23 protein-coding genes are annotated in these 26284 nt (G+C 48.6%); 5 read left to right on the forward strand and 18 right to left on the reverse strand.

Translation table 11 applies throughout. The annotated features are described in order from the left end of the window. Window positions 1-10: 10 nt before the first annotated feature. Together H9X86_RS01370 and H9X86_RS01375 are read right to left on the reverse strand one after the other, a co-directional pair. The gene (locus H9X86_RS01370; RefSeq protein ID WP_204899802.1) at window positions 11-1813 is read right to left on the reverse strand and encodes a M56 family metallopeptidase; all 1803 of its coding nucleotides are present in this window, start codon (window positions 1811-1813) and stop codon (window positions 11-13) included. Between the two features lie 2 nt (window positions 1814-1815). Beyond that, the gene (locus H9X86_RS01375; protein ID WP_204899803.1) at window positions 1816-2181 is read right to left on the reverse strand and encodes a BlaI/MecI/CopY family transcriptional regulator; all 366 of its coding nucleotides are present in this window, start codon (window positions 2179-2181) and stop codon (window positions 1816-1818) included. Between the two features lie 184 nt (window positions 2182-2365). Between H9X86_RS01375 and H9X86_RS01380 the strand changes: the two genes are divergently transcribed. Then, the gene (locus H9X86_RS01380) at window positions 2366-3364 is read left to right on the forward strand and encodes a CPBP family intramembrane glutamic endopeptidase (protein ID WP_204899804.1); all 999 of its coding nucleotides are present in this window, start codon (window positions 2366-2368) and stop codon (window positions 3362-3364) included. Between the two features lie 78 nt (window positions 3365-3442). On the opposite strand, the gene H9X86_RS01385 is transcribed toward H9X86_RS01380, so the two are convergent. The 6 genes from H9X86_RS01385 to H9X86_RS01410 form a co-directional block, all read right to left on the reverse strand. After that, window positions 3443-4591 carry a glycerate kinase family protein gene (locus H9X86_RS01385; RefSeq protein WP_204899805.1) on the reverse strand — a complete coding sequence of 383 codons (1149 nt, stop codon included), beginning with the start codon at window positions 4589-4591 and terminating at the stop codon, window positions 3443-3445. Between the two features lie 325 nt (window positions 4592-4916). Continuing rightward, window positions 4917-6128: a tyrosine-type recombinase/integrase gene (locus H9X86_RS01390; protein ID WP_204899806.1), complete on the reverse strand. Its 1212-nt coding sequence runs from the start codon at window positions 6126-6128 to the stop codon at window positions 4917-4919. 141 nt (window positions 6129-6269) lie between these two features. After that, the gene (locus H9X86_RS01395; protein WP_204899807.1) at window positions 6270-7502 is read right to left on the reverse strand and encodes a tyrosine-type recombinase/integrase; all 1233 of its coding nucleotides are present in this window, start codon (window positions 7500-7502) and stop codon (window positions 6270-6272) included. A gap of 67 nt (window positions 7503-7569) precedes the next feature. Beyond that, a complete protein-coding gene (locus H9X86_RS01400) occupies window positions 7570-7806 on the reverse strand; it encodes a helix-turn-helix transcriptional regulator (protein ID WP_154258918.1) in 237 nt (78 codons plus the stop codon). 9 nt (window positions 7807-7815) lie between these two features. Next, window positions 7816-8346 (reverse strand): type II toxin-antitoxin system PemK/MazF family toxin, encoded by a 531-nt coding sequence (locus H9X86_RS01405; RefSeq protein WP_204899808.1) that lies wholly within the window; start codon window positions 8344-8346, stop codon window positions 7816-7818. Window positions 8347-8956: 610 nt separating this feature from the next. Further along, complete coding sequence (locus H9X86_RS01410) at window positions 8957-9310, reverse strand: sigma-70 family RNA polymerase sigma factor (RefSeq protein WP_243416773.1); 354 nt, start codon at window positions 9308-9310, stop codon at window positions 8957-8959. Between the two features lie 603 nt (window positions 9311-9913). Between H9X86_RS01410 and H9X86_RS01415 the strand changes: the two genes are divergently transcribed. Then, a complete protein-coding gene (locus H9X86_RS01415; RefSeq protein WP_204899810.1) occupies window positions 9914-10246 on the forward strand; it encodes a helix-turn-helix domain-containing protein in 333 nt (110 codons plus the stop codon). A gap of 32 nt (window positions 10247-10278) precedes the next feature. On the opposite strand, the gene H9X86_RS01420 is transcribed toward H9X86_RS01415, so the two are convergent. The 5 genes from H9X86_RS01420 to H9X86_RS01440 all read right to left on the reverse strand — a co-directional run bounded on the left by H9X86_RS01420 (window position 10279) and on the right by H9X86_RS01440 (window position 16149). Continuing rightward, the gene (locus H9X86_RS01420; protein WP_204899811.1) at window positions 10279-10464 is read right to left on the reverse strand and encodes a cysteine-rich KTR domain-containing protein; all 186 of its coding nucleotides are present in this window, start codon (window positions 10462-10464) and stop codon (window positions 10279-10281) included. 202 nt (window positions 10465-10666) lie between these two features. After that, window positions 10667-11329: an ABC transporter ATP-binding protein gene (locus H9X86_RS01425; RefSeq protein WP_204899812.1), complete on the reverse strand. Its 663-nt coding sequence runs from the start codon at window positions 11327-11329 to the stop codon at window positions 10667-10669. Between the two features lie 12 nt (window positions 11330-11341). After that, entirely contained in the window at window positions 11342-14374 is a 3033-nt protein-coding gene (locus H9X86_RS01430) for an ABC transporter permease (protein ID WP_204899813.1), read from the reverse strand. Between the two features lie 46 nt (window positions 14375-14420). Continuing rightward, window positions 14421-15776: a M56 family metallopeptidase gene (locus H9X86_RS01435; protein ID WP_204899814.1), complete on the reverse strand. Its 1356-nt coding sequence runs from the start codon at window positions 15774-15776 to the stop codon at window positions 14421-14423. A 13-nt stretch (window positions 15777-15789) separates the two neighbouring features. Beyond that, window positions 15790-16149 carry a BlaI/MecI/CopY family transcriptional regulator gene (locus H9X86_RS01440; protein WP_204899815.1) on the reverse strand — a complete coding sequence of 120 codons (360 nt, stop codon included), beginning with the start codon at window positions 16147-16149 and terminating at the stop codon, window positions 15790-15792. A 587-nt stretch (window positions 16150-16736) separates the two neighbouring features. On the opposite strand from H9X86_RS01440, the gene H9X86_RS01445 reads away from it, so the two are divergent. Genes H9X86_RS01445 through H9X86_RS01455 form a run of 3 tightly spaced genes read left to right on the forward strand, consistent with a single transcriptional unit; the run spans window position 16737 to window position 19558 of the window. Then, window positions 16737-18119: a radical SAM protein gene (locus tag H9X86_RS01445; protein WP_204899816.1), complete on the forward strand. Its 1383-nt coding sequence runs from the start codon at window positions 16737-16739 to the stop codon at window positions 18117-18119. A gap of 29 nt (window positions 18120-18148) precedes the next feature. Beyond that, window positions 18149-19222, forward strand: a complete 1074-nt coding sequence (locus H9X86_RS01450; RefSeq protein ID WP_204899817.1) for a P-loop NTPase family protein — start codon at window positions 18149-18151, stop codon at window positions 19220-19222. Between the two features lie 15 nt (window positions 19223-19237). Further along, the gene (locus H9X86_RS01455) at window positions 19238-19558 is read left to right on the forward strand and encodes a hypothetical protein (protein WP_204899818.1); all 321 of its coding nucleotides are present in this window, start codon (window positions 19238-19240) and stop codon (window positions 19556-19558) included. An 875-nt stretch (window positions 19559-20433) separates the two neighbouring features. On the opposite strand, the gene H9X86_RS01465 is transcribed toward H9X86_RS01455, so the two are convergent. The 5 genes from H9X86_RS01465 to H9X86_RS01485 are packed head-to-tail and all read right to left on the reverse strand — an operon-like array spanning window position 20434 to window position 26275. Then, on the reverse strand, window positions 20434-22263 hold the full coding sequence (locus H9X86_RS01465; RefSeq protein ID WP_204899819.1) for a CHAP domain-containing protein: 1830 nt from the start codon (window positions 22261-22263) through the stop codon (window positions 20434-20436). Between the two features lie 33 nt (window positions 22264-22296). Then, window positions 22297-23085 carry a class B sortase gene (gene srtB, locus H9X86_RS01470; protein WP_204899820.1) on the reverse strand — a complete coding sequence of 263 codons (789 nt, stop codon included), beginning with the start codon at window positions 23083-23085 and terminating at the stop codon, window positions 22297-22299. 16 nt (window positions 23086-23101) lie between these two features. Next, complete coding sequence (locus H9X86_RS01475; protein WP_204899821.1) at window positions 23102-23512, reverse strand: DUF6075 family protein; 411 nt, start codon at window positions 23510-23512, stop codon at window positions 23102-23104. After that, window positions 23512-25869, reverse strand: a complete 2358-nt coding sequence (locus tag H9X86_RS01480; protein WP_204899822.1) for a VirB4-like conjugal transfer ATPase, CD1110 family — start codon at window positions 25867-25869, stop codon at window positions 23512-23514. Before H9X86_RS01480 ends, H9X86_RS01475 begins: the two co-directional genes overlap by 1 nt. Then, window positions 25862-26275, reverse strand: coding sequence for a PrgI family mobile element protein (locus H9X86_RS01485; RefSeq protein ID WP_204899823.1), 414 nt, complete (start codon window positions 26273-26275; stop codon window positions 25862-25864). Before H9X86_RS01485 ends, H9X86_RS01480 begins: the two co-directional genes overlap by 8 nt. Window positions 26276-26284: the final 9 nt, after the last annotated feature.

Here is a 26284-nt window from a genome sequence, read left to right on the forward strand (position 1 = left end):
GGGTGTGACGTTATGGCAGATAGGCCCAATCTTCCAGGTCCAGGGGGTGGGTGGAGGCACCCGGGTCATAGACCAGGGTGTCCCCCTCTTTCCGGAAGACATAGGCATAGCGCCCTTGATTGGTATATAGGGTCAGGGTGTCCTCTGTTTCCTCATAGAGACCGGTGGTAGCAAAACTGGAGGCCATGGAGTAGGACCACCAGAAGGTGCCGTCGCTGCCCAGGTGCAGATAGGGAGAATCCAGGCCGGAGGGGGAGGCATTGGAAGCCAGAGTGCCAGGGGTGTCCGTCCCCACATAGCTGCCCTGGGTGGTGCGGCTCTCATCGCCGTAGAACAGGTCAATGACGTCCTCCCCGGTTCCATGGTACCCGCTGTCCTCTTTTTCGTAGAAAGGCTGGACTTGCAGGTGGAGGTACCACCCGTCAAGGGGCTGTACACCCTGGTCGGTGTAGGAGATGGAGCGCTCATCGTTGTCCGTAGCTGCGCTGTCCACCAGGGTCACGCAATACAAATCCGCATCCGGGGAGAGGCGGCGGATCTCCTCCTGGGGCAGGTGTTTCAGCGCCTGCAAATAAATGAACAGCTTGTAGAAACGATCCTTCCAGGGGCCGGGGCTGGGAGTGGTGACGGAGTATGTGCCCTCATCGGCGGACAGCTTCAACTGGGCATCGTAGATCTCCTGGTTCTGAACATAGAAGAAAGGAATCACTGCGGATTTTCGGATTTGAAAATCGGGTGTAAGGAAAAACTCAAAAGAAGTGGTGGACACCTGCAAAACCGAGCCATCGGACAGTCCCTCCATGGCGGCGATTTCGTCCACCATCCATTGGGGGTCCAGGTCCGCAATTTGGTCACCCGACATGGGGAGGACGCGGCTGGCCAGGGGGTTGGTGAGAAACGATACCCCCACCAAGATACATACCAGCGCTGAGGCGGTGACAGCCAGGAAGGTGGGCCTGCGGTAGCGCAGGACCGCCTTGACCCGCTGCTTGACGCTCACTTCCCCAAAGCACAAAGGCCCGGCCTTCCAGGCGGGGTGCCCCACGCTGCACAGCAGCAGAGCCTGAGAGTAGTCCGCCCGCTGCTTTGGCTCCAGGTTCTTCACCACAGCCTCATCACAGGCCAGTTCCACGTCCCGGCAGAACATTCCGTAGGCCACCCACATCAGGGGATTGAACCAGTGGACACACAGCAGCACAAAGCCCAGTGCTTTCCACCAGTGATCACGCCGTGCCAGGTGTGTCCGCTCGTGGGCTACCACATGGGCCAGGGTGTCCCCATCCAGGGAGAAGGGAAGGTAGATGCGGGGATGCAGCAGCCCCAGCACAAAGGGGGAGCGGACAGCCTCACTCTGATAGAGATTGTCCTCCAGCCACACCGCTGTGTCCAGCTGACGGCGCAAACGCAGATAGCCCAGGACGGCATATGCTAGCCCCACGGCCACCCCTAACACCCACAGTGCTGCCAGCACCGGGAGCCAAATCTCCAGAAGGTTAGGAGTGGCATCCGGCGTGGAGGAAACAGCCTGAGAGAGGGCGGGGTTGATGCTCTGGTTCAGGGTGGGAAAGCCGGTATGTACGGTGGGGGTGGAGTCGGTTAAAATGGTGGGAGAGATGGTCTGAGCGCTGGGAATGAGGCTCCAGACGCTTTCCAGAGAGAAGGGCCACACCAGGCGCACCCCAACCAGACCCCACAGCAGCATGGAAATCCATTTGGAACTGCGTCGGAGTATCAGGCGGAGCACCAACACCGCCAATACCAGCCAGCTGGCTGCAATGCTCAGATTCACCACACGCAAAAACAGCTCGGTCATGGTCACCCCTCCCTTCGGAACCGGTCGATCATCTCCTGCACCTGGTCAATCTCCCTCTGGGTCATCTTTTTGTGGCGGGTGAAGGCCGCCACAAAGGCGGGCAGGGAGCCGTCAAATTTTTTCTCCACCAGCTCGTCGATCTCAGCGGCCTGCATCTGGTCTTTGGATACCAGAGAGGTGACGATGGTATGCTCATTTTTCAACACACCCCGCTGGGACAGCCGCTTGATGACGGTGTAGGTGGTGGAGTTTTTCCACCCCAGCTGCTGCTGGCACAGGGCCACCAAATCGCTGCTCTTGATGGGCTCGTGCTCCCACAGAATGAGGCAAAATCGGTACTCGCTTTCAAAAATTTTGGGGGTCTCCATGAAATCACCTCGCAAGTCTAATGTATTAGATCTTGTGATTAGTCTAACACATTCGACTAATCTGCGTCAAGGGGGATATGTGGTTATTTATGTAAACACATAAGAAAGAATTGATTTTACAGTGGGATTGTGGGACAATGACAATATCAATCGGTGAAAACCAGAGAGAGAGGAGAATTGATTCATGGAAGAGAACTTACAGATGCGCATGTCCGCAGCCAAGGCCTGTTTCAGCCGTTTGGGCGCCGCTTTGGTGCTCATTGCGGTTATCACATCAGCATTGCAGGTTGTGCTGGGGGTAGCAGCAAAGATATACATGGAACTGACCGGCGTGGATCTCAACAGTATTTCGTGGGTCATGTGGGCCATGACTTTTGTGCCCCTATATGCGGTGGGCGTGCCGGTGGGGTTGACGGTACTCAAGGGAATGTCCAAAGATGAGGGAACGCCCACACCCTTGGGAGTCGGACGGTTTTGGACCATGCTGCTCATCTGCTTTCCGGTGATGTATGTGGGCAATTTGGTGGGCACAGTGTTGTCCTCCCTTCTCTCCGGCGGCACGGCGGTCAATGGACTGGAGAGCTATGCTCTGGATAACAGCATCTGGAAGGTGCTGGTGATGGTGGTGTTGGCCCCGCTGGTGGAGGAATACGTGTTCCGCAAGCAGCTGATGGACCGCTGCCTGCGCTACGGTGAAAAGACTGCCGTGGTGTTTTCTGCCCTTACCTTTGGCCTGTTCCACATGAACCTGTTCCAGTTTTTCTATGCCTTTGGCCTGGGCTTGATTTTTGCCTATGTGTATTTGAAGACCCGTCGGCTGCGCTACTGTGTGGCCATGCACATGGCGATCAATTTCACAGGCTCGGTGTTGGCCCCCTGGGTTGTGTCTCAGTTGGACATGGACGCCCTGTCCAACCTTAGCTCTCAGACTTTGGATGAGGCCACCCTGGCGGCCATTGCCCCCGGCCTGCTGTTGTTCCTGGGCTATATGCTTGTGTACCTTGCGCTGGTTGTTGTGGGACTGGTGCTGCTGGTGGTAAAGAGAAAGCAGGTGGAGTTCCATCCCGCCCCGGAAGAGTTGCCCAGGGAGGGCCGCTTGAAGGTGGTCTATGGCAACCCAGGGGTGATCGTGTTCATGGTGCTGTGCGCCATTGCGGTGGTATCGAGTTTGTTGCCAGTATAACCTATTGAGAAAGATTGCCGCCCGGCTGTGTGCCGGGCGGTGTTTTGCATATATCTTGTGAAAGTCAGGTGGGGGTATTTATCTTCTTTTTCCAACGCACCAAAGCCGGAACACTTGCTCGGCAGTGTCGGCAAGGTTTGCCCTGGCAGTTTGGGAGTCCATGGCCTGCTCCAGGGTACATGGGGTTCTCAGAATGGGGAAAAATGCGTCGATACCATGGTGGTTACAGGCGGAAGTGTCTTTCGTAACACAACCGGCAAAGGCCACCACTGGCTTATGGTACTTCTTTGCCAGCTGGGCTACCCCCATAGGAGCTTTGCCCATGGCGGTCTGCCCGTCCAGCTGCCCCTCGCCGGTGATGACCAAATCGGCATCCCGGATAAGGGTTTCCAGGTGGGTCTCCTCCAAGATGATCTGGATGCCGGGCTCCAACACGGCTTTGGTAAAGGTGAGAAAAGCAAAGCCCAGGCCACCGGCGGCTCCCGTTCCCGGGTGGTTGGGGTCAGCTGTATTTGGAAAGGCTTTTTGGGCCAGGGCGGCGTAGTGGCCCAGCCACTTGTCCATATCCCGAATCATTTCGGGGGTGGCCCCCTTCTGGGGGCCGAATACTGCACTGCAACCCTGCTCCCCACATAGAGGGTTGGTTACATCACAGGCGATTCGGAACGAACATTCGGCCAACTGTGGTATCACCTCGTCATCGGTGATTCGACAGATGTGTTTGAGACCATTTGCGCCGAATGGAACCTGCTGATCGTTTTCATCCAAAAAGCCATAGCCCAACCCTTGCAGCATTCCAATACCACCATCGTTGGTGGCGCTGCCGCCGATGCCAACAATGAAGCGGCGGCATCCTTTGGCAATGGCGTCTCGGATGACCTCCCCCACGCCGTAGGTGGTGGTATACAGAGGGTTGCGGTGCTCCTGGGGAACCAAGGTAAGTCCTGCTGCCCCGGACATCTCCACCACCGCTGTGCCTGTGGTGGGGAGGATACCGTAGGTGCAGGACACAGGGGCACCCAGGGGACCAGTCACGGTCACCTGTTCCAGCACTCCACCCATACCAGTGATCAGCGCCTCCACAGTGCCTTCGCCGCCGTCGGCCAAAGGATGAATGGTTACCTGCGTGCTGGGATCCACACGGAGAAAACCCTCCCGGATGGCTTCTCCTGCCTCTATGGAGGAGAGACTGCCTTTTAAGGAATCTATGGCCACAACGATGTTCATGGTATACCCCCTAAAGTGTAGTTTTTTACCATGATATCACAGAGGATCGGAGCTTACAAGACAAAAGCCACCGTTGCCACAGATCACAGGAAGCCCATGGGTTTTTGCGGATAGGAAAAGCCCCGGAAACCATGGTTTCCGGGGCTTTGAAATGCCAAAAATGCAGTTTAGCGCTTGGAGAACTGGGGAGCACGACGGGCAGCCTTCAGACCGTACTAAAACTCTCTTACGCCCGATTTTCCTTGATATTCTGGGCTTTTCAGGGGTTCCCTCTCTCCGGTTATCCTATTTTTTAATCGTAAAAATGGATAGCGATTCTCTGGCTTTATTCTGAACGTGGCTGGCGAAATGCGCCATTCACTACGCTACAAAGTTCTTCAGGCTTATTATACTTCACCTTTGCATAAATGTCCATCGTTGTCTTACTGTTTTCATGCCCTGCAAGGTACTGGACAGTTTTGGGGTCAACGCCTGCGTACAGCAGGTTGGTGATGTAAGTGTGCCGCAGCTGATGTGGGGTCACATCAAAATCAATGGCATATACCAGCCCCGGATTGTTCTTCTGGTGGCCGCCTGGGGTGGGGGTCACGGTGGTTTTGATGCATTGGCCATTGACATACTTATAATAGCTATGAGGTTTTGTTGAGCGAACGGTTACATACTTCCAAACTCGCTGAAACTGCGAATTGGAAAGTGGTTGACCTGTTCGATCCGCAATCACATATTCAGATATGGTGGTTTCCTTGACCTTTCGCAAGCAATCAACCAAACATCCGGGAATAGGAATATCCCTGCGGGATGCTTTGGTTTTCAATGTCGTAGATACCACCGGCCTATTGTGTTCCGAGCGCCATGCCCTCCGCACAGAAATATACGGTGTGGGAACATCCAGAAATACACAGTCCCATTGCAGTCCCAGGATTTCCTCCCGCCGCAGGCCGGAGTGCAAGGCAATCATAATAAATGTATAGGGCGGAAGTCCTCTGGTGGTATCCAAAAGCACTTTTACCTGTTCATCTGTCAGGGCATCCTTTTTCTTTCCCTGCTTTCCTCCTTTCGCTGAGATCCCAACGCAGGGATTTTCGTCAAGCAACTGGTTGCGCTCAGCTGAATAGAATACGCACTTGATGAGCATATTCACAGTGCTGTAAAGACCAGCCGATTTTGACATTAGAGGAATCAGCGCCAGACGAATATCATCTGCTGTTACATCCTCCAGATACATCTTTCCCAATGGCTTGACTATGTAGTTGTTCATGTGAGAGGTGTAGCCTTTCATAGTAGCCGGGGAAACCTTTGCGGATTGCATTAACAGCCATTTTTCGCAGTATTCAGCAACCGTGGGGTGTTTCCTTCGGAAAAGGATTTCCTCAACCTGCCGCCGAGTTTCCTGTTCTTTTTGATACAATTCCTCACAGGAAAGAGCATACAAGCTCACCTGTTTACCATCGGCATCTAAAATTCGTGTACGATAATACGGTATTCCTTTCAGAGTAATGGTTCCATACTGAGGAATACGTTCTTTTTTCTTTGCCATATCATCATTTCCTTTCTAATATAATATGTAGGTCGCCCCCTATCTCTACTTTTATCAGAAATCAGCAGCACCCTCAAAGGTGCAATCAGAGGAAACGCAAAGGGCGAGGAAAACTCCTCGCCCTTGCCTCTGCTTCTTATTTTATTGTGCAATTCCATATTCGTTTGCGTCCCACACGGCAAATGCGCCGTTCAAAACTCCTGCCAATTCGTCAGGACGATTGTATTTGGCCTTCGCGTAAATGTCCATCGTGATTTTGCTGCTCTCATGTCCGGCCAGATACTGAACCGTCTTGGGGTCAACCGAGGAATGGATCAGATTGGTGATGTAGGTGTGCCGCAGCTGATGCGGGGTGACATCAAAATCCAGACTGTAAACCACATGACCATTGTTCCGGGCCTTTTCCCCCAGTTTGGGATAAAGCATATAATTCACATATTTTCCGTCCACCAGTTTGCGAGCCTTTCGCGGCTTCGCTGTTCTGGTCACAATATACTGCCACAGGCGTTTGAACTGTGTGTAGGACAGCGGATCACCGTCCTGATTGGCAACCACATAGTCCGAGGTCGATTGTTTCTTCGCCTCTTTCAAACACTCTGCCAGACAATCTGGGAGCGGAATGTTCCTCTCCGCAGCCTTTGTTTTTAGCTCTGTAAGGATGACCGGCCTGTTGTGTTCTGTGTGCCACGCCCTTCGCACTGTCAAATAGGGGGCATTGGTGTCCAGATATACAGAATCCCATTGCAGCGCCAGTATTTCTTCCCTCCGCAATCCGGCATACAGGCCAATCATGACGAACACATAGGGCGGCAATCCTCGAACAGCATCCAGAAGCCGCTGGGCCTGTTCATCGGTCAGTGCCTGACGCTCCTCCTGCGGAACACCGCCGCCCTTTGCTTTGAGATAGATGGTCGGGTTTCTATCAATCACATGGCTTTCTTTTGCTGCCCGAAAGATAGACTTATAGAGAATAACCACCGACTTGTAGACCGAAGCTGATTTTTTGGAAACCGGGACGAGGGCCACTTGAATATCGTCCAGTGTTACCTCGGCCATTCGCTTCTCGCCCAGCTCCTTGATAATGTGACGCCGCACTTTGGACGTGTAATCCGTCAAGGTAGTGGCGCGCACATGGACGGACTGCATCAACAGCCACTTTTCGCAGTATTCCGCCACTGTGGGGGATGTGCGCCGGAAGGTGGCGCTGTCAACCTGCTCCAATGCCGCAAGTTCTTTTTCGTATAGTTCCTCACGGGTCTTTCCGTATAGAATAACACGCTTTCCCTCCGCATCCTCAATGTCTGTTTTGTAATATTCATAGCCGTTTACCTGAACCCTGCTGTATCGAGGGATTCGCTTTCTTTTTACTGCCATGATCTTCACCTCCGAAAAAAATAGTACCAGCGCTGTATCTTTGTTTTATCAGAACGGCTCTATTTCCTCAAAGGTGCGTTTTTCCCACTCGCACATTGCGGTAGGTATCTTTTCGCTCCACCGGCTTTGCACGATGGGTACATTTGGCGACATATTCCTGGAGTCCGGCAGATGTAAAGTAGACGCAGCCATTGGGTACATATTGAATATAGGAAATCAATCCGCTGTTTCTGGCTTCATCCAAAGTAGTCAGGCTGATCCCTAACAGTTTCGCCGCCTCTTTACGGGTAATCAGTTTTTCCATATTCAATGTTCACCTCCGATCTGCTTTCTTTACAACCTCATAGTCATACCCCACATTCTGTCCGCAGTAGGTGCAGACATCTCTTTGTGCTTGGTGCGGATTGACCCTCCGCAAATAATAAGAGCCTGTGCCATAAAAATTATGGGCGCAGGCAGGGCAGAGGCACATGATTAAGTTTTTGGGAATTTCCTCGATCAGCCCCACACTGACTGCAAGAGCGCGGTTGATGCGCCGGATGTGATATTCGTCCAGCCTGCCGAGGTAGGATTGCAAACGCCGTTTGTCAATGGTGCGAAGCTGTTCCAGTAAAACAAGGGATGGGAGTTCCAGACCGTTTTCCGCTTTGAGCAGATAATGAGTGGGCAGCTTGGCTTTGGCATCTACCTTACTGGAGATTGCTGCCACAACAACAGTAGAGCTATATTTGTTGCCAGTGTTGTTCTGGATAATCAGAACCGGGCGATAACCTTCCTGCTCGGAACCGATTCCCCGGCCCAAATCGGCATAGTACATATCGCCGCGCAAGTATGTCCTGTTCATATTGTAGACCTCCTTTCAAAAGACAGGCGCTTTTCTGCCTATGTAGAGGCCATACAACAGGACAAGAGAAAGACCGGAAAAACACATGGAGTTCCTCTTATTTCACTGACTGTCCTGCTGCATGACCATATTTTCTACACAATCCCATTTGTCCTCGACACCCCGGATTGTCTTGGGAAGTCATCAAACGGCTGGCAGCTCACCAGCTCCACGGGGAATCTCACCCCTTGCGTGGTTCTCACGCAACCGCCCCCATTGCCTGCGACGGATCACGGCGAAAAACCGCTTCAACGCTCGGACGTTAGGCTGGACGGGAGTATCATTATCCCTGCTTCCGGTCATGGCCGATACCGGGAGCCACCCGGTACTGGCAGCCAACTATTTCTCGCTCCCTGTCATGCAAATCAAGCCAAAGACCGTCATATCATTCGTTTGGTGGTGTCTTGCTGTTTTGCATGACAGATCATCACGCAGCCGCTGCCTGGGCTTTGACTTTCGCCAAAGAAGCAGGAACGTATCTGATGAATGTGTATGCGGTTTTCAAGGTGCCGTGAGGGGGATAAAAGAACCTCTCACCCTTTTTGCCGTTGGGTGAGAGGTTTGCACAACGTTATTCCAAAAGTTTTTTCAGTTTTTTGAGAATTCTGGTTTTCCGCACATGGATGGCATTGCGATACACACCCAATTCTTCCGCATACTGCCGCTCTGTCTTTTCCTCAAAGAACAATGCCTGAATCAAAGCCTGCTCCTCTGGGACCAGCATTGCCAGGGCAGTATGTAACTTGTCCACCTCCAGCTTATGAAGCACTGTGTTTTCGACACTCTCCTCATGGGCGAACTGCTGGGCGTTTTCATCCATCAGCCGGTCTAAAGAATCTTCCCGGCTGGGAATGACCTGTACCACCTGCCCCTTCTCTCCAAGAACAAACCGTTCGGTTTTCAGATCGTTCTCAAAGTAACGCATTTTTCTATCGCCCTGCATATAGGCTGTATATACTTCATCCGTGACCTCAACATATTGACCGCGAACCCATATTTTCTTTTTATCAGCTTCCATGCTGTTTACCTCCGATCAGTCTGAATTTTGAGAAATTCAGACTGATCGGAGGGCTACGGCACCGTGGGATTAAGCTGTGGTAATATACAAAAACGCACCTGCATGGTGGGGCTGTTCCCCACATAGCAAGTGCGTTTCTTTTTAGTTCGTATAAATTATGGCATGACAGTTCATTAAAATGGGCAAATGATTCCGCTAAAAAAGAGGAACTTTTTTTGACCGTGTACCCTTAAATGATGATACACTTACTTCATCGAATCAAACTCGCTGCTTTTGATTAGCAGCGAGATGCGGGTATTCCAGCACATAAAATATCCCCCCAAACTCAAACGATGGAGTGGAGGGATGAACACGACAATTTCCCCTGCCAAAACCTCGTTTTTTTTATTGGCAGGGTTATTTTTCTCTGGTTTTCTATTTTCTGCACTTTCAGTTCTCTAAAATTTGAACTGGTATACCATTATCAAATTGACATGAATCATTAGAATAAAAATAAGGAGTGAACTGAAAGTGCAGAATTATCATGAATCCCTTGGCGAGATAGTAAAAAGTGCTCGGACAAAGGCGGATATGACCGTTGAAACACTGGCCAGCAAGGTCGGAGTTACCGAAAGGTTTATATATCGTATAGAAAATGAAGGGAAAAAGCCCAGCTATGAAATCCTTTACAAGCTCATCCGCGAACTGGCTATTGTGCCAGACCAAATCTTTTTTCCCGAAAAGCAGATTAAGGATTCTGAAATGGAAAACCTTGTTCGAATGCTTTACAACTGTGATGAACGTTCCATGCAGATTATCAAAGCCACAATAAAGGCCGCATTGGACAGCCAACCTAATAAGTAAAAAAGAGCCGATGACTGTGATTACTCACAAGTTCATCGGCTCTGCGTCTTTGCGTCTGGCTCTTTGATGATAGTAATGTGTAAATGTTTTGCATTGATCAAGCATTCATGCTTGCATTTCGGGCAATAGAGAGGATAGTTAACCAAAACTGTATCCTCCCTTATTTTATCACGGGTTTTTCCCCCACAAAGAGGACATAACACCCACTCTGTACCCATGTCATTTCCCCTTTATCTTGATTCTTTGTTGATCTATATTCTCTAAAAGTTCACTACCACCTTTATGTGTATCCTATACTTTCTGCGGTTATAACAGCTACCGTGCATTTGGTCCCTTTTCTGATTGGAATAGCAACTTCAGAAAATACCGGACGCAGGAACAAGAAACAACTCCGTCCGATATTTTCTTATGTGCAAATAATTACTGTTGCGTAAGCGTTCCATCTCTCATATAAAGAATATTATCAGCCCGTGATGCAAGATCGAGATCATGAGTGACAACAATGACACAGCGACCTAAAGCGTGAGCTAAGTGGAGCAACAGATCCATGACCTGGATACTATTGGCCTCGTCCAAATTGCCAGTAGGTTCATCTGCCAGCAGGATACCAGCCCCAGTGGAAAGAGCCCGTGCAATTGCCACACGTTGCTGCTCGCCGCCGGAGAGATTGGAGGGATAACGTCTATGCTTTTCTGCGTGAATACCAACTTCTGCTAATAATTCTGTTGCTCTCCGCTTGGCTTCCGCTTTGGATACACCATTGGTTTCCATCGGAAAAGAGACATTCTCCACCGCCGTCAAGAGAGGAAAAAGCTGAAATGCTTGAAAGATCATGGACAATTTCTCACGTCTGGTTCGATCTAAATCCATCGTGTTGTAGCTTACTTGATCCAATGTCAACTCGCCATGAGTGGGGGTATCAAGACCAGCCATGAGGCTGAGTAACGTGCTTTTTCCGCTGCCGGAAGGCCCGACAATTGCGTACACGTTTCCACTCTCAAATTTGCAGCTGATGCTGTGTAACACGTCCCGCTCTGTATTTTTATAGCGGTAACACACATCTTGCAATGTTAATTCAGACATCTTAGATTCCTCCTACTCTTTTACCTGGAGCAATTCCAAGGGTTTTTTCTTTGTGATAGCCATACATCCAACCATAGTACCCACGGCCAGCCCCAGAATATAGATGGCTGCACACAAGAGCAGTTGCATACTCCATTTCCCTAACAAAAGGACAACTAGTATACCCATGAAGACTCCTATTACTCCTAAGATAAGCAGTTCAGTTCCCAGCATCCTTTGAACCGTGCGTGTTGGGATTCCCAAGACCCGAAGGATAGCAGCCGTTTTTGCCTCCTGCAACAGCAACAGCAGCGCCACCACACCAGCAACGAAAAAAGCCACCGTTTGAGCAATGGGATAGAGTACCTGCATCAACGTCAAATTTTTTTCCATGGGTTGAACAACCGTGCGCAACTCTTCATCCCAAATTACCAGGTTGAGGGAAAGCAGGCTCTTGGTATCGTCTGCAATCACTTGTTCAGCCGTTGTTCGGAACGCTTCTAAGTTCCTGTTTAAGGATGGGTCTAAAACAAAATCCGCAACAGAATAATACAAGTTATCTCCATAAAGCTCTTGCATCAACGAAAGCGGCATCAATACGGCTTCTCCGGTGAGATTTCCAAGTCCATTAAATTGTCCGGTGTAGCTCCCTTTGATAATTGCAGTTACGGCACGAGAACCTGCGGAAAGGATTAGTTGGTCGTCTAAATTGACATTCAATCGCTCCAGCATCATTTCAGATACCACAATTGGATACCATTCAGCATTACCATAATCTTTCTCGAACATGGAGTCATCCCATCCATTCAAATAGGTAATCACGCCATCCCCCCCAGCTACCATCATCCCGGATGATAGTTTCTGATTGACCATATCTGTGTTGGTAATACCGCAGAGAGTAAAGTTTGTAAATAAACTTCCTTGACCATCAATCTTGGACAGACCAGCATCTGTGGTTGCCGCAACCGAGCGATTCTCTTTTACAAAATCGGTGGCGACAATCGCATCTACGGTCGCACCCGAAATAAAGCCGGGATCGCTGGTATAACTACCGGAAACACTCCTGAGAAGTTCGGCTTCCACCGAAACGTTGCTGTACATTTCATTGATTCTCTGGTCTGTTTGCAGGATGGCTTTCTGTATCCAACCAAGTGCCAGGATAAAAATGATAGAAACAACAAGAAGCAGTAGCGTTGTGCCTTTACTACGGCAAGCATATCGTCGCATGAAGCGTACCAATCCAGATGTACCATTGGCAGCCGCAGGAACAGCTGAAGAGGGGGCAGAAGCTGGCTTTTCTGCTTGAATAAGAGGCATTACTGCATCTGTGGGCGTTGTTTCTGTAGTTCTTGGGGTGTTCTGTGGACGCTGGGTTTTGTGTGCCTCATGCAGAATGTCCAAAACAGAATGATGAGAGAGCGCCATGTATCCCAGAAGTACCACCATAATGAGTAAGACCAACGAGCATACCATGATGATCACAAGAATCCAAATTGGTAATGAGGCATTCACGTTCTGATCATCACGGACAAGGGCGGAAAGTGTGACTTGCACTTGTCCTAGGGCATATCGCCACGCCAATAGGCTCCCCACACCGATGCCAACGGCACCCATCAACGTCACAGGCAACAGATGCCACGCTGTGGCTCTTGTTGCAGGAATGCCCAACGCTCGAGCAATGGCAAACTCCCGGCGGTGCTGTCTGCGATAGAGAAAGGATACTAAAATCAGTGCCATGATCTGTACGATTGCAAATATGACGGCACTGTAACGGGCAGATTGGCAAATGGGTTGCGCCGAAGTGGAAAATTCGGACCAACCGTTCTCAATCATGGTGATGGTGTACCCCATACTTTCCAATTGACTGCGGTATTGCTGCATGAATTCATCCTCGGCGTCCGGTTCTATCAGTACAAAGCTATACCCACTTTCAAATATTGTGCCGTTTTGAAAGGAAGTGACAGCCGATTCATACTCAGCTGGCATACAAGAGTCCGGGATATATACCGTCAAGCTGCGGTAGCTGGCAGAAGTATAGCCTTCTGAAAAAATAGTGCGGTTAAAAATGCCAACAATCGTAAATGTAGTTGTGATATTGGAAGATTCAATGTCCTCTATAGCCGTTCCTTCTGGGTAATAGCCATACGACATCTGTTCGTCATGTAGGGTGATGGTAAGGGTATCACCCACACCAAGGCCGCGTGCCTCGGCGAAATCCTGTAAAATCACGCACGCAGGGTTGCTGTTTTCGTTGTCTGCGGAGTTGAGCCACCGACCTTCAACTAGGTAGCCATCTCGATTGACCTCTTGTGTAAAGGGCAGAGCACTCATATCCTTTGTGCTGTTGAGCGTGATCCGGTGGCGGTTGATTTCCTGCACGGCATCTGCTTCAACCAGATCGTCCATCCTTGGGTCACCCTGGGATAGAAACCATTCCCCTTCTGGAACGGCTTGTCGTAGCGAAAGATGAGAGGCATACTCTCCCTCACCCGGATAGTAAGCCCGTACACCGTACACTTGGCTGGGCAGCAGCGCATCAAATGCGGCACTCCAATCCGTATCATTGTGGTCGGGGTAGTAGGTTACAGTGATATATTCGTCCTCAGGGGCATAGTCAGGGTAGCCACACAAACGTTCAACCACACGAAACCGCAGGGAGTAATACTCCGGAATCAGTGTGGATGTGGCCTCTGGAACATAGTGCTTTTTATCCATCAGTTCGCCCCAAATCAGGACTTCGGCAACGTTGTATCCCTTCGTACTGGTCTTTCCATCCAGATCAGAATTATAGATTCCATTTAGCGTGCCAGAACAATACCGTTGTACATCGTTTATGGCGACCAGATCACTTTCTGCCAGCAGTTTCGCACCTTGTGTCACATCACCATCGCTGGAACTCAGGTAACCAATCGACTGGTAGTATTCGGAAAGTTCGCCCACCGCCCGTGTGACAACGAGATATTCAACCGCTCGGGCGGTAAAACCAAAGGATACCGCACCGAGAAGCAAGACAAGCAGAATGAGACGCAAAGGACGTCGCATCACCGATTTGAAATGTGGAAACACATTAATTCCCTCCTATCTTCGAGGATGATTCATAAAAAATCCGAAATCAGAAATCCCCATCAAAGGACAACAAATTTTGACCTTGGGGAAGAATTACTGCAATATCGGGGTATGTTCCCCCATCAAGGAGACTTGCTATGGAACTATCCACATCTGGAGGAATATAGTAAAGCTCGTCTAGGCTACATGAAATTTGTTGCGAACTACCGTTCGCTTGGTCAATCATAATTTCGTCATCAGCCGCAGAAGCAGACAATAGATTAGCCACTTGATTCTGGTAGAACAGCAAAAAATCACTGGCTTGCTGCTGGGTCAGCTCTCCACGTTCAACCAGGGCGTTTGCCTCCGTTTGTAGTACGTCCAGCCAATCTTCCAGTCCATTCAACGTGTAGACATCATCCAAAGCTCCACCCAATGTTTGGGCTGTTGTTGCATTGGAAAAATCTGAAGAAGTGGGTGGAGACATGGCAAGACATAGCGTTGCGCCAAGGATCAACATTACTGCCAGAATAGCCATCAAAGGGGAACACTTTTTATATTTCATAATAGATAAAGTTCTTTCCTCCATGGCACAGCTGCTGAAATGGCTGCATAAAGAAGAAGTACCGCTCTTGATTTCTTCCATATCGAGAAGTGCCAGTGCATAGGCGGCTTTCTTTTTCTCACCTAACGTTTGTATCACTCGCTCATCGCAAGATAACTCCATATCACGATTGGCCAAGATATACATAACCCAAACAAGAGGGTTAAACCAATGCACACACAATACTGCTGCAAACATCATCTTGGATGCCATATCAAATCGTCGGATATGCACATATTCGTGGGTTAGTGTGTAGGTGAGCAAGGAAGTATTCTCATCATCTATGTTCTTTGGCAGCAAAATGACCGGGCGAAAGAAACCATAGGTTAAGGGAGAGAGAATGCAATCTGATACTTTGACCTGGATCGGGCGAATCGTCTGGTGATTTGCCAACCACTCCTTAATGAATTCTATATCGCTGGGAATTGACAATCTAAATTTACGGATATTTTTCAAATAGATCCTTACAAAGTAGAATGCCATGAGACCAACCCCAACTAACCAGACCATTGTCATAATGGAAAGTCCAGCAAGCGAAGAAGAAATCGGCGTATCTGCAAGAACGGAACTTGCAGAATGACTCTGTTGCGAGAAGATGATAGGAGACACAGTTTGTTTGACTGGGGCAAGCAGTTGCTCTGCATAGGTATATATGCTGAAGGGGGATGAAATGGAAAAAGGCAACAGCAAGCGGAGTGCAGCTACTCCCCACAGAATGAAAAAAGTTGCTTTTGGCAAGCGATGAACGGTCAAGGCTCGCAACACAAGGATAAAAACAATGAATACTGAGCCAGTTAGGCTCATCTGCGCAAAGCTCACGGGAATATGCCTCCTATTCCATATCTGCAATCATCTTGCGAAGTTTATCAATTTGCTCCTTGGAGAGTTTTTTGTGACTGAGCAGAGATGCAAACAGAAGGTCGGCATTACCGTCGAATAGTTTACTAATCAATTCATCGGTCTCCGCTTCCTGAACAGCTTCCTTTGCCACAAGGGCATGACACATAAAGTGAGGCTCGCTCCGTTCAATGGCCCCCTTAGCAATGCACTTTTTGATGACCGTGTAGGTTGTGTTCATATTCCAACCAATTTCGGCCTTCAAAATATCAGAAATCTCTTTTGCTGTTGTATCGCCTCTGTTCCATAGTACACGCATTACTTTTGTTTCTGAGTCAAAAAGTTTGATTTTCACTGAGATCCCTCCGAAATTTATGTTTTCTAATATAATCACATTATCACAGTAGCGAGGGATTGTCAACACTACTGGAATAGTGTGTAGGCGTAAAGAAAGAATACTACTTCTCTGGTTACAGATGTATCAAGGAATATCTTCAACATCTGTTAGCGAGCAACTATATGTTAAACTTCATAGCTTAACATACATGGGAACTTCGGAAGTAGTATTCGTTAGGAAATATTAACATGTAAATTTTTTTACAATGTAGTTGCATTACATACCAAATAATTTCTGTTACCGCTCGGATATTCTTGGTAGCAAAAACCAATGTATTGTGATACTCGGGATTGTCAAAATACTCCAAATCTATATTGAGCGAACGTTGCATTATATACTGGGACAATTTGAAATTTAAAATATCCGTATGAACAGCCTGTACATACTGAACGATTTTTTGGGAACTCGCTATAAGAATGTTTGTAAGGAGCATAGCTCCGAGTAAGAGGATGAAAGTATATTTACCACCATATGAGTTATCCCCGGATAACGTATCTAGAATATATTTTCCGATATAGGATAACAAAACGGTCAGAATTGATGGAATGGTACTAGAAACAGTTCGAAGAAATGTGTATAAAGGAGATGCGTTCCAAGAAAAATTCAGGCAAAATAAAGTATTTTTCACTAAGCTTTGGATTTTTTTTACACCCATAATACATGCTCCTTTAATTACAGCATATAAAGCTATCTATATTGTTCTTTCTAATTGTATTCGTTGTAGGCTTAATAATACAATCAATTTTAATAAATATATCTTATCCTATCACAAAAATAAAAGAAATCAATATGTAAGAGAAAATTACACAAATGCACTTGAAATTTTTGGAGCAAAAGTAAATGCTCGACAACGTTCTCATTCTGATGCTACAATGAGTTTAGAAGTTGCAAAGAGGGCGATAGATTTCTTGTGGGAACATTCTGTGGATAGTGAAGGGGTTGCGATTGGTCTTTATGGCGGAGAACCTTTGCTACAGTTCCCGTTAGTACGCAGCATTGTTGAGTACAGTAAAAAGCGATTTTTTGGAAAAAATTTAACTTTTTCTATGACAACCAATGGATCACTGCTATCTGACGAGATTGTTAGCTTTCTGGAAGAGAATGATGTTAGTCTTCTAATCAGTATGGACGGCCCCAAAGAGATTAATGATCGAAATCGAGTTTTTCGTAATGGGACTGGTACATTTGATGTCGTGGCTCGTAATTTACAGTCAATGAAAAGCAAATTTCCAGAGTACTGGAGTAAGGTTCGCATTAGTATGGTAATTGACACCAACAATGATTTGGATGAGGTTGGTAAGATTATATCCGAACTTGGAATTGAGCCTAGTAAGTTGAAGCCCTCGCTAATTGATTGTGAATATGACAATTTGCCAACAACAATGACTAATGAATACTATTGTAAGCAGGAATATCATCGTTTTTTGTCTTACTTAGCGCACTGGAACCGTTATCCGACTGGAAAAGTTTCCCCTATTCTGCAATCAAGAGTTGAAACTACAATCGAAAATCGAGATCAGATTTTCCAAAAGGCTCCGTTGAGAGAGTATGATTCGCCTTCTGGTCCGTGTGTTCCTGGACAGCTACGTTTGCTTGTCGATGTTAATGGAAATTTTTATCCGTGCGAGCGTGTAAGTGAAACTTCAGATGTGGCACATATTGGCTCACTGGACAATGGATTTGACCTTGATAAAGTCGAACGCTTTCTAAATGCGAGCCGGGTAACACGTGATGTGTGCATTAACTGTTGGTGCTTCCGGTTTTGCAATCAATGTGGTAAACGTGCTGATTCTGGCGGGAGTGAACTAGATGCGCAATCAAAGCTGAAGTATTGCGCTGCCACAAGGCGTGCGGCATTGTTTGAAATTGAGAATTACCTTCTCACGAGTGAAATTCCAATGTATTATAAGGATTTTGTTGAAGTGTAGTAACACACATTTGTCTAAAGGAGAATGAAATGGAACATGCTACTATTTACCCGTACAGTTCTTCCTTACTTCCCATTGTAAGAAATTTTCACGAGTTGCAAAATGAATATGTGTTAGATCATATCATTTCTCACCCTGGAAGTGGACTTACAGGAAAAGACGCTGCTTATGTATGTAACCAACCTAACATCAGCATCGATGTGGAGGAAACCCTAGATTTGCAAGCTCCGTGGACAACGTTATTCGTAGATGTTTCTCGGCTTACAGATCGCGAAAGCGCAAATAAATTATTAGCAGATGCAAATGCTTCGCACAAAAAAGTATTCCTCATTGAAGATACGAGCGGACACATTCCGTCTTGGCATAGAGATATTCAGAGTCGGCTATCAAAAAATGAGTTTCCTGCGAGACTCTGTAAAGAGGAAATTGATCAAATACAGTCCGAGATGATGCATGAAATTACCACACCAATATTCTTGGTCGGTGGCTTGGTTGAGCAAGCGGACACTTTGGATGTTGTTTGTTCTATTACGAAAATACTGCGACAAAAGGGATTGCGTGTTGAGGTTGTAACATCCAAGCCCGCATGTCGGTTGTTAGGATTTCACGATATGTCGTACTTGTTTGATCGAACAAAGGTGTTGGAAGACATCATCCAAAGTATAAATAAGTTTATATATGCTGTACAGAATAAGTTTTTGCCAGATGTTATTCTTGTACTCGCTCCAGATGGCATGATTCAATACAATTCACTGGTTCCAAATGGCTTTGGCATAAAGACATATATGACTTGCCAAGCTGTATGCCCTGATTATTGCTATTGCTGCGTACCTGCTGATATGAGTAGTCCAGAGATGATTGAATCGCTCAGCACCGATTTTATGTATCGGTATGGAGTGGCAATTAATGCTGCACATATTAGTAATTTAGTAGTTGATACAATGCAGATACTGCAAGACCGAAAACTTTCTTTTTCATATCTTGAAATGGAATCAGTAAACAAATATTTATCACTTAGTGCCAATAGTAAAATTCCGGTTTTCAACGTTTTTACACAGAAGGAAAAAGTAGAAAGTGCACTGGAATCTATGCTATCGTATTGATGAAGGAGACTATGAATGACTGACGTAAATAGAGAGCAGGTTCGCAAAAAAATTGAAAACTTGCTGGAGAGAAAATTCAGTGTTGACTGGTCAACTATTAGTCAAGAAGATTGTGCTAAAAGCATTTTCTTACAACCATTCAACTTTGACGGTATCATTTTGGTATATCTTCTAGCCGAGATTGAGAAATACTTCGGAATTAAGATCCCACAAAATTATTTTGATGAGTATTCCTTTAGCACTGTGGATGGGATTGTGAATGTCGTGTACCAAGTGTGCAGAGAAAATTCACATGATATTCCAACTGGAGTTTGCGTAGTTGAGAGGAATGATTAATGGTGATACTTTTTCTCTTAATCAACTCTCTTCTAACTTTAAAAGAAAGGAGGGAAATGGTATGAAGTTGAGAAAGACTGCATCTGCGCGCACGGTGGAGGCGTATGCTATTTGCGCTTGTGCATATGCTCTGGGTTGTTCCTGCACAGGCTACTGCGGTTGCTATTGCACTGGATCTCACAGAGAAGATAGCGTTAATGATTATAACGATGATCATAGTGGTGAGATTTCCACTGCGTCGAACCATACATCGGGCGATTCTGCGAATATGTCTATGTAAGTTCGAAAGCAAGGAAGTAAGGATGTGTCGCAAAACGAAAGTTTTGTGGCACATCCTTTTTTATCCAACAGCAAAAACAGATAAGGTAGAATAAGTTTTGCGTAGGTAGTGTCAATGACCCGTCCTTGAGGGCAGACTGATTAGAAATCGCACAAAAATCGCCTTTTAATTCTTCCTTTTCTTATCTAGGATTGCTTGCAGTTGATTAATGTCCTCATCAGACAGTTCATTTTGATCCATATAACTGACAACCACTTGACTATCTTTGTCGTGCGTGATTACACCTTTTTCAAGACGAAACAACATCGTTTGAATTGTTTTGGGCTTTCATACTTTATTGTAAGAAAGACGCTCAACAATATCATTCGTACTGATAGGAGTATCTTTCCAGATGACATTCATAATTTCAAACTCAGCATTGGGAATTTGCGGTAAATTATTCATGGCATTTCTCCATAAGTATTATATTTGTAAGAGTTGGTATAAATGATATTTGAAAAAGTCAAGCTGATATATATATTTACCCGCTTTTAGTGCTACAATAGTTCATTATGTACCCAGCCGTTTTGCGGCTGGGTCTTTTCTTTTTGGGCAGTTAATACGCTGGGGTTCCATACCCATAAATCTCATAATAACCAACCGGGTAACTGTTCTGGCGGCAGCTATCGCCGGAGTTCCCTTCAATGGTGTAGACACGGCCATTCTCCACCTTCTCCACAATGCCCACATGGTCAGAAGAACCATCCTGGCCGCCATCATCCCAATCGAAAAAGATAATGTCGCCGGGGCGCGGCTCATAGCTGTTGTCCTGCCACAGTCCCCGCTCTTGGAACCACGGCACACCCTGAGAGGCACAGGCCGCAAACTTCGGAATGACGCCCGCCTCGATATAACCGCACTCGTTGGCACACCAGCTCACAAAGCAGGCGCACCATTCAACACGAGAGCTGAAACCGTACCAGCTCCAGTACGGCTCACCGCCGACATTCCCCACCTGAGAGAGTGCCACGGTGACGATCTCGCCGTCACCTCCGCTGATGCCGTAGAGGACTTGTGACCAGAGAGGATTGTTTTCATCAGCCAGAAGCTCCGCCATCTGTTCCCGCTGATCCTCATTGAAGCCAAAGTGATCGGCCATCTCCTCGGCAGTTTTGTGGCTGACGGTGATATAGAGGTATGTCCTCGTAACTGTGGTTTCTGTTTCCACGATATTGCCGTTTCCGTCATCCGAGGTTTCAATCACCGTTTCGCTCTGGGTTTCCGTACTGGATGAGATCTCATTCATCTCCCAAAAGATGTCCTTCAGGAGCTGCTTCTTGGTATCATCCATTGTGGCGACTTCCTGGGCAGCATCCGGATCAGTGGTTGTCTTGACGGCATAAACCGCCAGAACCTCCTTCCATACGGCACGGGAACCGGACATCTCCAGAACATCATAGCTGTGGGATGCTTTGATCTCATCCAGCCTGTCCTGATAGTCCGTGTTGATTTCCCGCACAGCGGTCTGCATGGTCTGCCCGGTGCCAGAGTCCTCACCAGAAAAGAAAATGCCAAAGCAGGAACCAAGAATCATACCGATCATACAAATGACGATTACCACTGCCACCGCGATCCATCCTCCGGCAGCAATGGCCGCGATCAAAGCCTTTGTCGCTGCAATGATGGCTTTCACCGCTGCTGCTGTGGCGTGAGCCGCTACCTTGATGGCGTGGGCCGCTACCTTGATGGCGTGGGCCGTGGCAATGGCTGCTGCACGGGCGGCATGGGCCGCAGCTCTGGCGGCTCTGGCTGTGGCAATGGCGGTCTGCTGGGCTGCCTTTGCCGCCTGCTGGCTGGTTTTGATACTGGCCTTTGCGGTGGTTTCCGCTGTTTTGATAGATTTGCTGGTGGTCTTTACAGTGCCTTTGGCGGTGGATGAAGTCTGTTTGATGGTCTTTCTGCTTCGATCCACCGTCTTGATACCTTTCTGACCGCGATCCAGCGTCTTAATGGCGCTGCGCTCCTGATGAGCGGCCTTAACCGGCTCAGAAATAGTATCCGCCGCCTGTCGCCCATTCCAGTGACCAGCAGGCTGCCCAGTTTGTTGTGCCGCCCTCTTTTCTGCTTGTTTTTTAGGCTGTTCAGCGGCAAATTTCCGCTTTTGGATGTTCTCCTTGACCTTAGAGAGATTCTCTTTGGTGGTCTGTACTCCCTTGCGGCCCTGCTTATCAAATTGGTGGACTGCCTCATGGGTGGCACTGTCCACACCATAGGAAACACGATCAGCCGCATATTCACCGGGGGAATTTTCCTCTGCATACAGCCCATGTTCTGCCTTGTCTTTGGTGCGGATAAATGCCTGTTTCATTCGCTCGGCAGCTACGGCACCTTTATCCAGTGCTTTTACATCTTTTATGGTGGTCTTTGTCTTGATACCCTTGCTCATGGGGTTCACCTCCTTTCCGGGGCAGGGCAGCCCTTATTCCTCCAGCAGCTTTGCCACCACAACCATCCGCCCGTTTGTCCGGGAATACTCGCAGGTGGAAAGGGTGATGAGCTTGTCGCCGTATTCAGCGGTTACGCCGGTGTCATAGAGGGCCAGTTCTTTGCATTTTGCAATGTACTCGTCAAACTGCTCGGCACTTTCCGCCCGGACAAAGTGGTAATACTTGAATCCATCCTGAGAATAAGCCACCGTTTTGAAGGCGGCAATCACTTCATACTCTCCAAAACTCTCCAGCGTATCAAAGTGGATGATTTTATGCTCCTGATAGAAGTCCTCGCTCTCGTACTTGCAAAGGTCGGAGAACATGGAGCCATTGTTCATGTGGTGGCCGTACAGTACCAGATTATCAGATATACCGATGTCGCAGTTTTCCTGCATATACGGCACACCGTAACTGCTGTACGACTTATCAAAGGCGCGCTTGAGATAGAAGTTCGGATTGTCCTTTGTCTGCATGATGGGATAGTCAATCTGCGTCCCTTCAATGGATACCCAGCCCACCAGATCGCTGTTCTGGGCATACACATCGGCATACTTTTCAAAGGCCGTCACTTCCTCCTGCACCGGCTCTTGCCCGTTTTCCAGTTCCAGGGCGGGCAGTTCCGGCTCATCTTTCACCAGCTCTGCCACAGCGTCAAAGGCTTCGGCGCTCTGCTTCTGGTCGAGATATTCCCGGCAGAGCATAAAGCCGGAGAAAAGGAAAAGGGCGGCACAAAAGGCCGCCCCAGCAATCATCATTTTGGTTTTCATTTCGTTTTTCATGTCTGCCCTCCTGTGTTTATCGTGCCGGTTCCGCCTGCCTTTTGACGGGCGGAAGTTCCCGGCAGTATTCGGGATAACGGATTTTGATGCCCTCCATGAAGTAGGGCGCAAACTCACAGCAGAACAAGTCCTCCGGGGAAAAAGCGTTGCTCTGCTCCGGGTCGGTATAACCATTCCAGAGGTTAAAGGCCAGACGGCACACCCGGACGGTGCTGCTGGTCTGCCAGCCGCCGTTCATTCCATCCGGCTCGATGCAGTCTTCCTTGAAATTGAACATCTGCTGGATATTGGCTCGTGTTTCCGGGGCAATCCCCATCACATAGAAAAAGGAACGGTGATAGCTGTCATTGTGCCGGGACTTGGACATCATGGACAAAAAGAAGTCCCTGTGTTCCTCGGATGCAAAACGGATGTTCTGTGCGCCCATCACATTGCCTCCTTTTCACCACCGAACACACCCTCGCCGGGTTTGGTGGTCATCAACTCATAGAGCTTGGTGTCGCGGGGGAACCGGTTGATAAACGGAACCAGGGCGCTGCCATACCGGATCAGGCCGCAGCCTGCGTCTGCATTGGTGACGTAGCTCATCTGCTCTTTGGAGATATTGAGGAGCTTGGCCAGCTTTTCCCGGTCAGAGGCCGCCTGATTGAGCATGACGATAAACTCAGAGTTGGAGAGCATGGTGCTGGCCTGCACGGAGTCCAGCAGGTACTCCACGTTCTGAGTGATAGCGGTGGGATAAGCGCCGCGCTTGCGGAACTGACGCCACGCGGAGTTGAAGAACACGCCGCTTTGCTCGTTCTCAAACACCACATGGAACTCGTCGAGGAACACATGGGTGCGCTTGCCCCGTTTCCAGTTGAGGGTAACGCGGTTGAGGATGGTGTCGGTAATGACCAGCAGGCCGGTGGGCTTTAATTGCTGCCCCAGACCGCGAATGTCGAACACCACCACGCGCTTATCCAGATCGACGGTGCTTTCCCGTCCGAAGATGTCCAGCGAACCGGTGGTAAACAGCTCCAGAGAAAGGGCAATATCCTTTGCCTTTTCCTCCGGCTGCTCCAGCAGCTTTTTGCGCAGATCGCAGAGCGTGGCAATCCTTCCGGTGCGCTCTGCGTCCTGATACACCAGGGCGGTACAGCGGTCAATGATGGACTTATGCTGCGGCCCCACGCCGGTCTTGTCGATCTGCTCGATGAGGGACATGATGAACTGAGATTTTTCTACGATGGGATTCTGCTCACCATAGCCCTCTACCATATACATGGCGTTCAGACGGTCTTTGCCACCCGCAGCCATGTGAATCACGGAAGCCATGTCCCGGCCCAGCGCCTGACACAGCGCACCAAATTCGTTTTCAGGATCGCAAATCAGAATATCATCGTTGGCATAGTCTGGGTGCAGCATCAAAAATGCAATTAGCTCTTTGGCACTGAAGGATTTACCGGCTCCCGGTACACCTAGCAGGAAAGCCGACTGATTCAAAAGGTTTGCCTTGTTGCACATAATGAGATTGTGGGAAATTGCGTTCTCTCCGAAGTAGATGCCGCCCTTGTCCTGAATCTCCTGCACTTTGAAGGGAATGAACACCGCAAGGCTCTCGGTGGTAAGGGTGCGGAACGCATTGATTTTGCGCGCCCCAATGGGCAGCGCGGTGTTCAGGCCGTCGAGCTGCTGGAACTTTAATGTGGCAAGCTGGCACATATGCTTGCGGGCCACAGAGAGAACCGCCTCAGTATCGCTGTCAAGCTGTTCTTTGGTGTCGGCGGTGATGGCCAGCGTGATGACGGCGAACATCATCCTCTGATCGCGGGTGGTGAGATCGTCCAGAAACTCCTTGCTCTCCTTGCGCTGCAATTCCATATCATACGGCACCACCGCAGAGAAGTTGTTGTTGGCGTTCTGGCGACGCTGCCAGTTGGTGATGTTGGTTTCCACGCCCAGCAGCCGGTTTTCCACCTCGCGGACGGCCTCATCGGTGGGAACCGGCACAACGTCGATGGAGAGCATCATGTTCCGGTTGAAGTCCGTCAGCTCCGTCACCATGTTGTCCTTGATATAGCTGGCGTAATCCTTGAGGAACAGGACGCGGCAGTATTTTTCGCCCAGCTTCAGATAGTCGCTGTTCTTCTCAATCCCGTCCGGGCAGATATAATCGCGGAAGTCATGGCCGCGCTTCATCATCTCGCGGGCATTGAACCGGAACTCGGCTTCCTCGCCCTGACGGTAGAAATCGTGCAGGATACGCAGACGCTCGGTGGCGTCCAGCTCAACACATTTGGAACCCAGCGCCGCAAAGTGAGAAACAAGGTCAGCCCCCACACGGGCAAAGTAGGCACGGGCTTCTTCAATGTCCTTTTTCACCACGGAAATGGTGATATACTTCTCCTGCGTGATTCCGTTTGCACCGGTGGCCTTATCCAGCAGCATTTGATTGTACTCCCGGCGATACTCATCACGGAAATCCCCCTGCATGGGCATGAGGATGGACTGCTCAAAGTTGGCCTTGTTCATACGGCGGTTGTTGACGGTGATCTTCGTCACCGCGCCGGAGTCCAGAGAGTTCAGCAGCTCCGAATAAGTCAGGAACATGGATTCCTTGTCCTCGCGGCTGGCCACAAGATAGTTGATGTCGGTGAACTTATAGGTCTTGGTGAATTTCGTCCCCACAAGAAAAATGCCGTCCGGCCAGATACGGCGGACGGGGATCACATCCTGCACCTTGCGCGGGACGTTGTAGCGTTCCTTTTCCTGTTTGGCCATTGTTTTGATGGTTTTAATCATGCTTTTCCTCCTTCCGTTTGCTCAGATATTTCGGTTGTTTTTTGCGTTTTCTGCCGGAGCTACCACTCTGCAATTCCTCGATAGTTCCTTTGAGGGCCGCATAGTAATAGTTGCTGTCCTCGAACTTAAGTTCTTTTGGTTCCAACATCTCCGAGCGCAGCCATGCCCAGATGAACTGCTCCGCCGTCATGCCATGATAAGTGATGAACCCCAGCAGGGCAAAGGGGGCCGCGCCCAAAATGCACATCCAGGAAAGGGTTTCCACACCGAAGTAGGGACGCAGGATAAAGTAAAGGCCCACGGCTACACCGCAGGCCAGTACCGAAAAGATGAACTGCCGCATGGACAGCCCAAAAAACATACTCTCCGTGTAATTACGGATTTCTCGATTGATCTTAACTTCCACAATATCTTC

This window comes from Pseudoflavonifractor capillosus (assembly GCF_016902575.1).
In the GTDB taxonomy this organism is placed as follows: domain Bacteria; phylum Bacillota; class Clostridia; order Oscillospirales; family Oscillospiraceae; genus Enterenecus; species Enterenecus capillosus_A.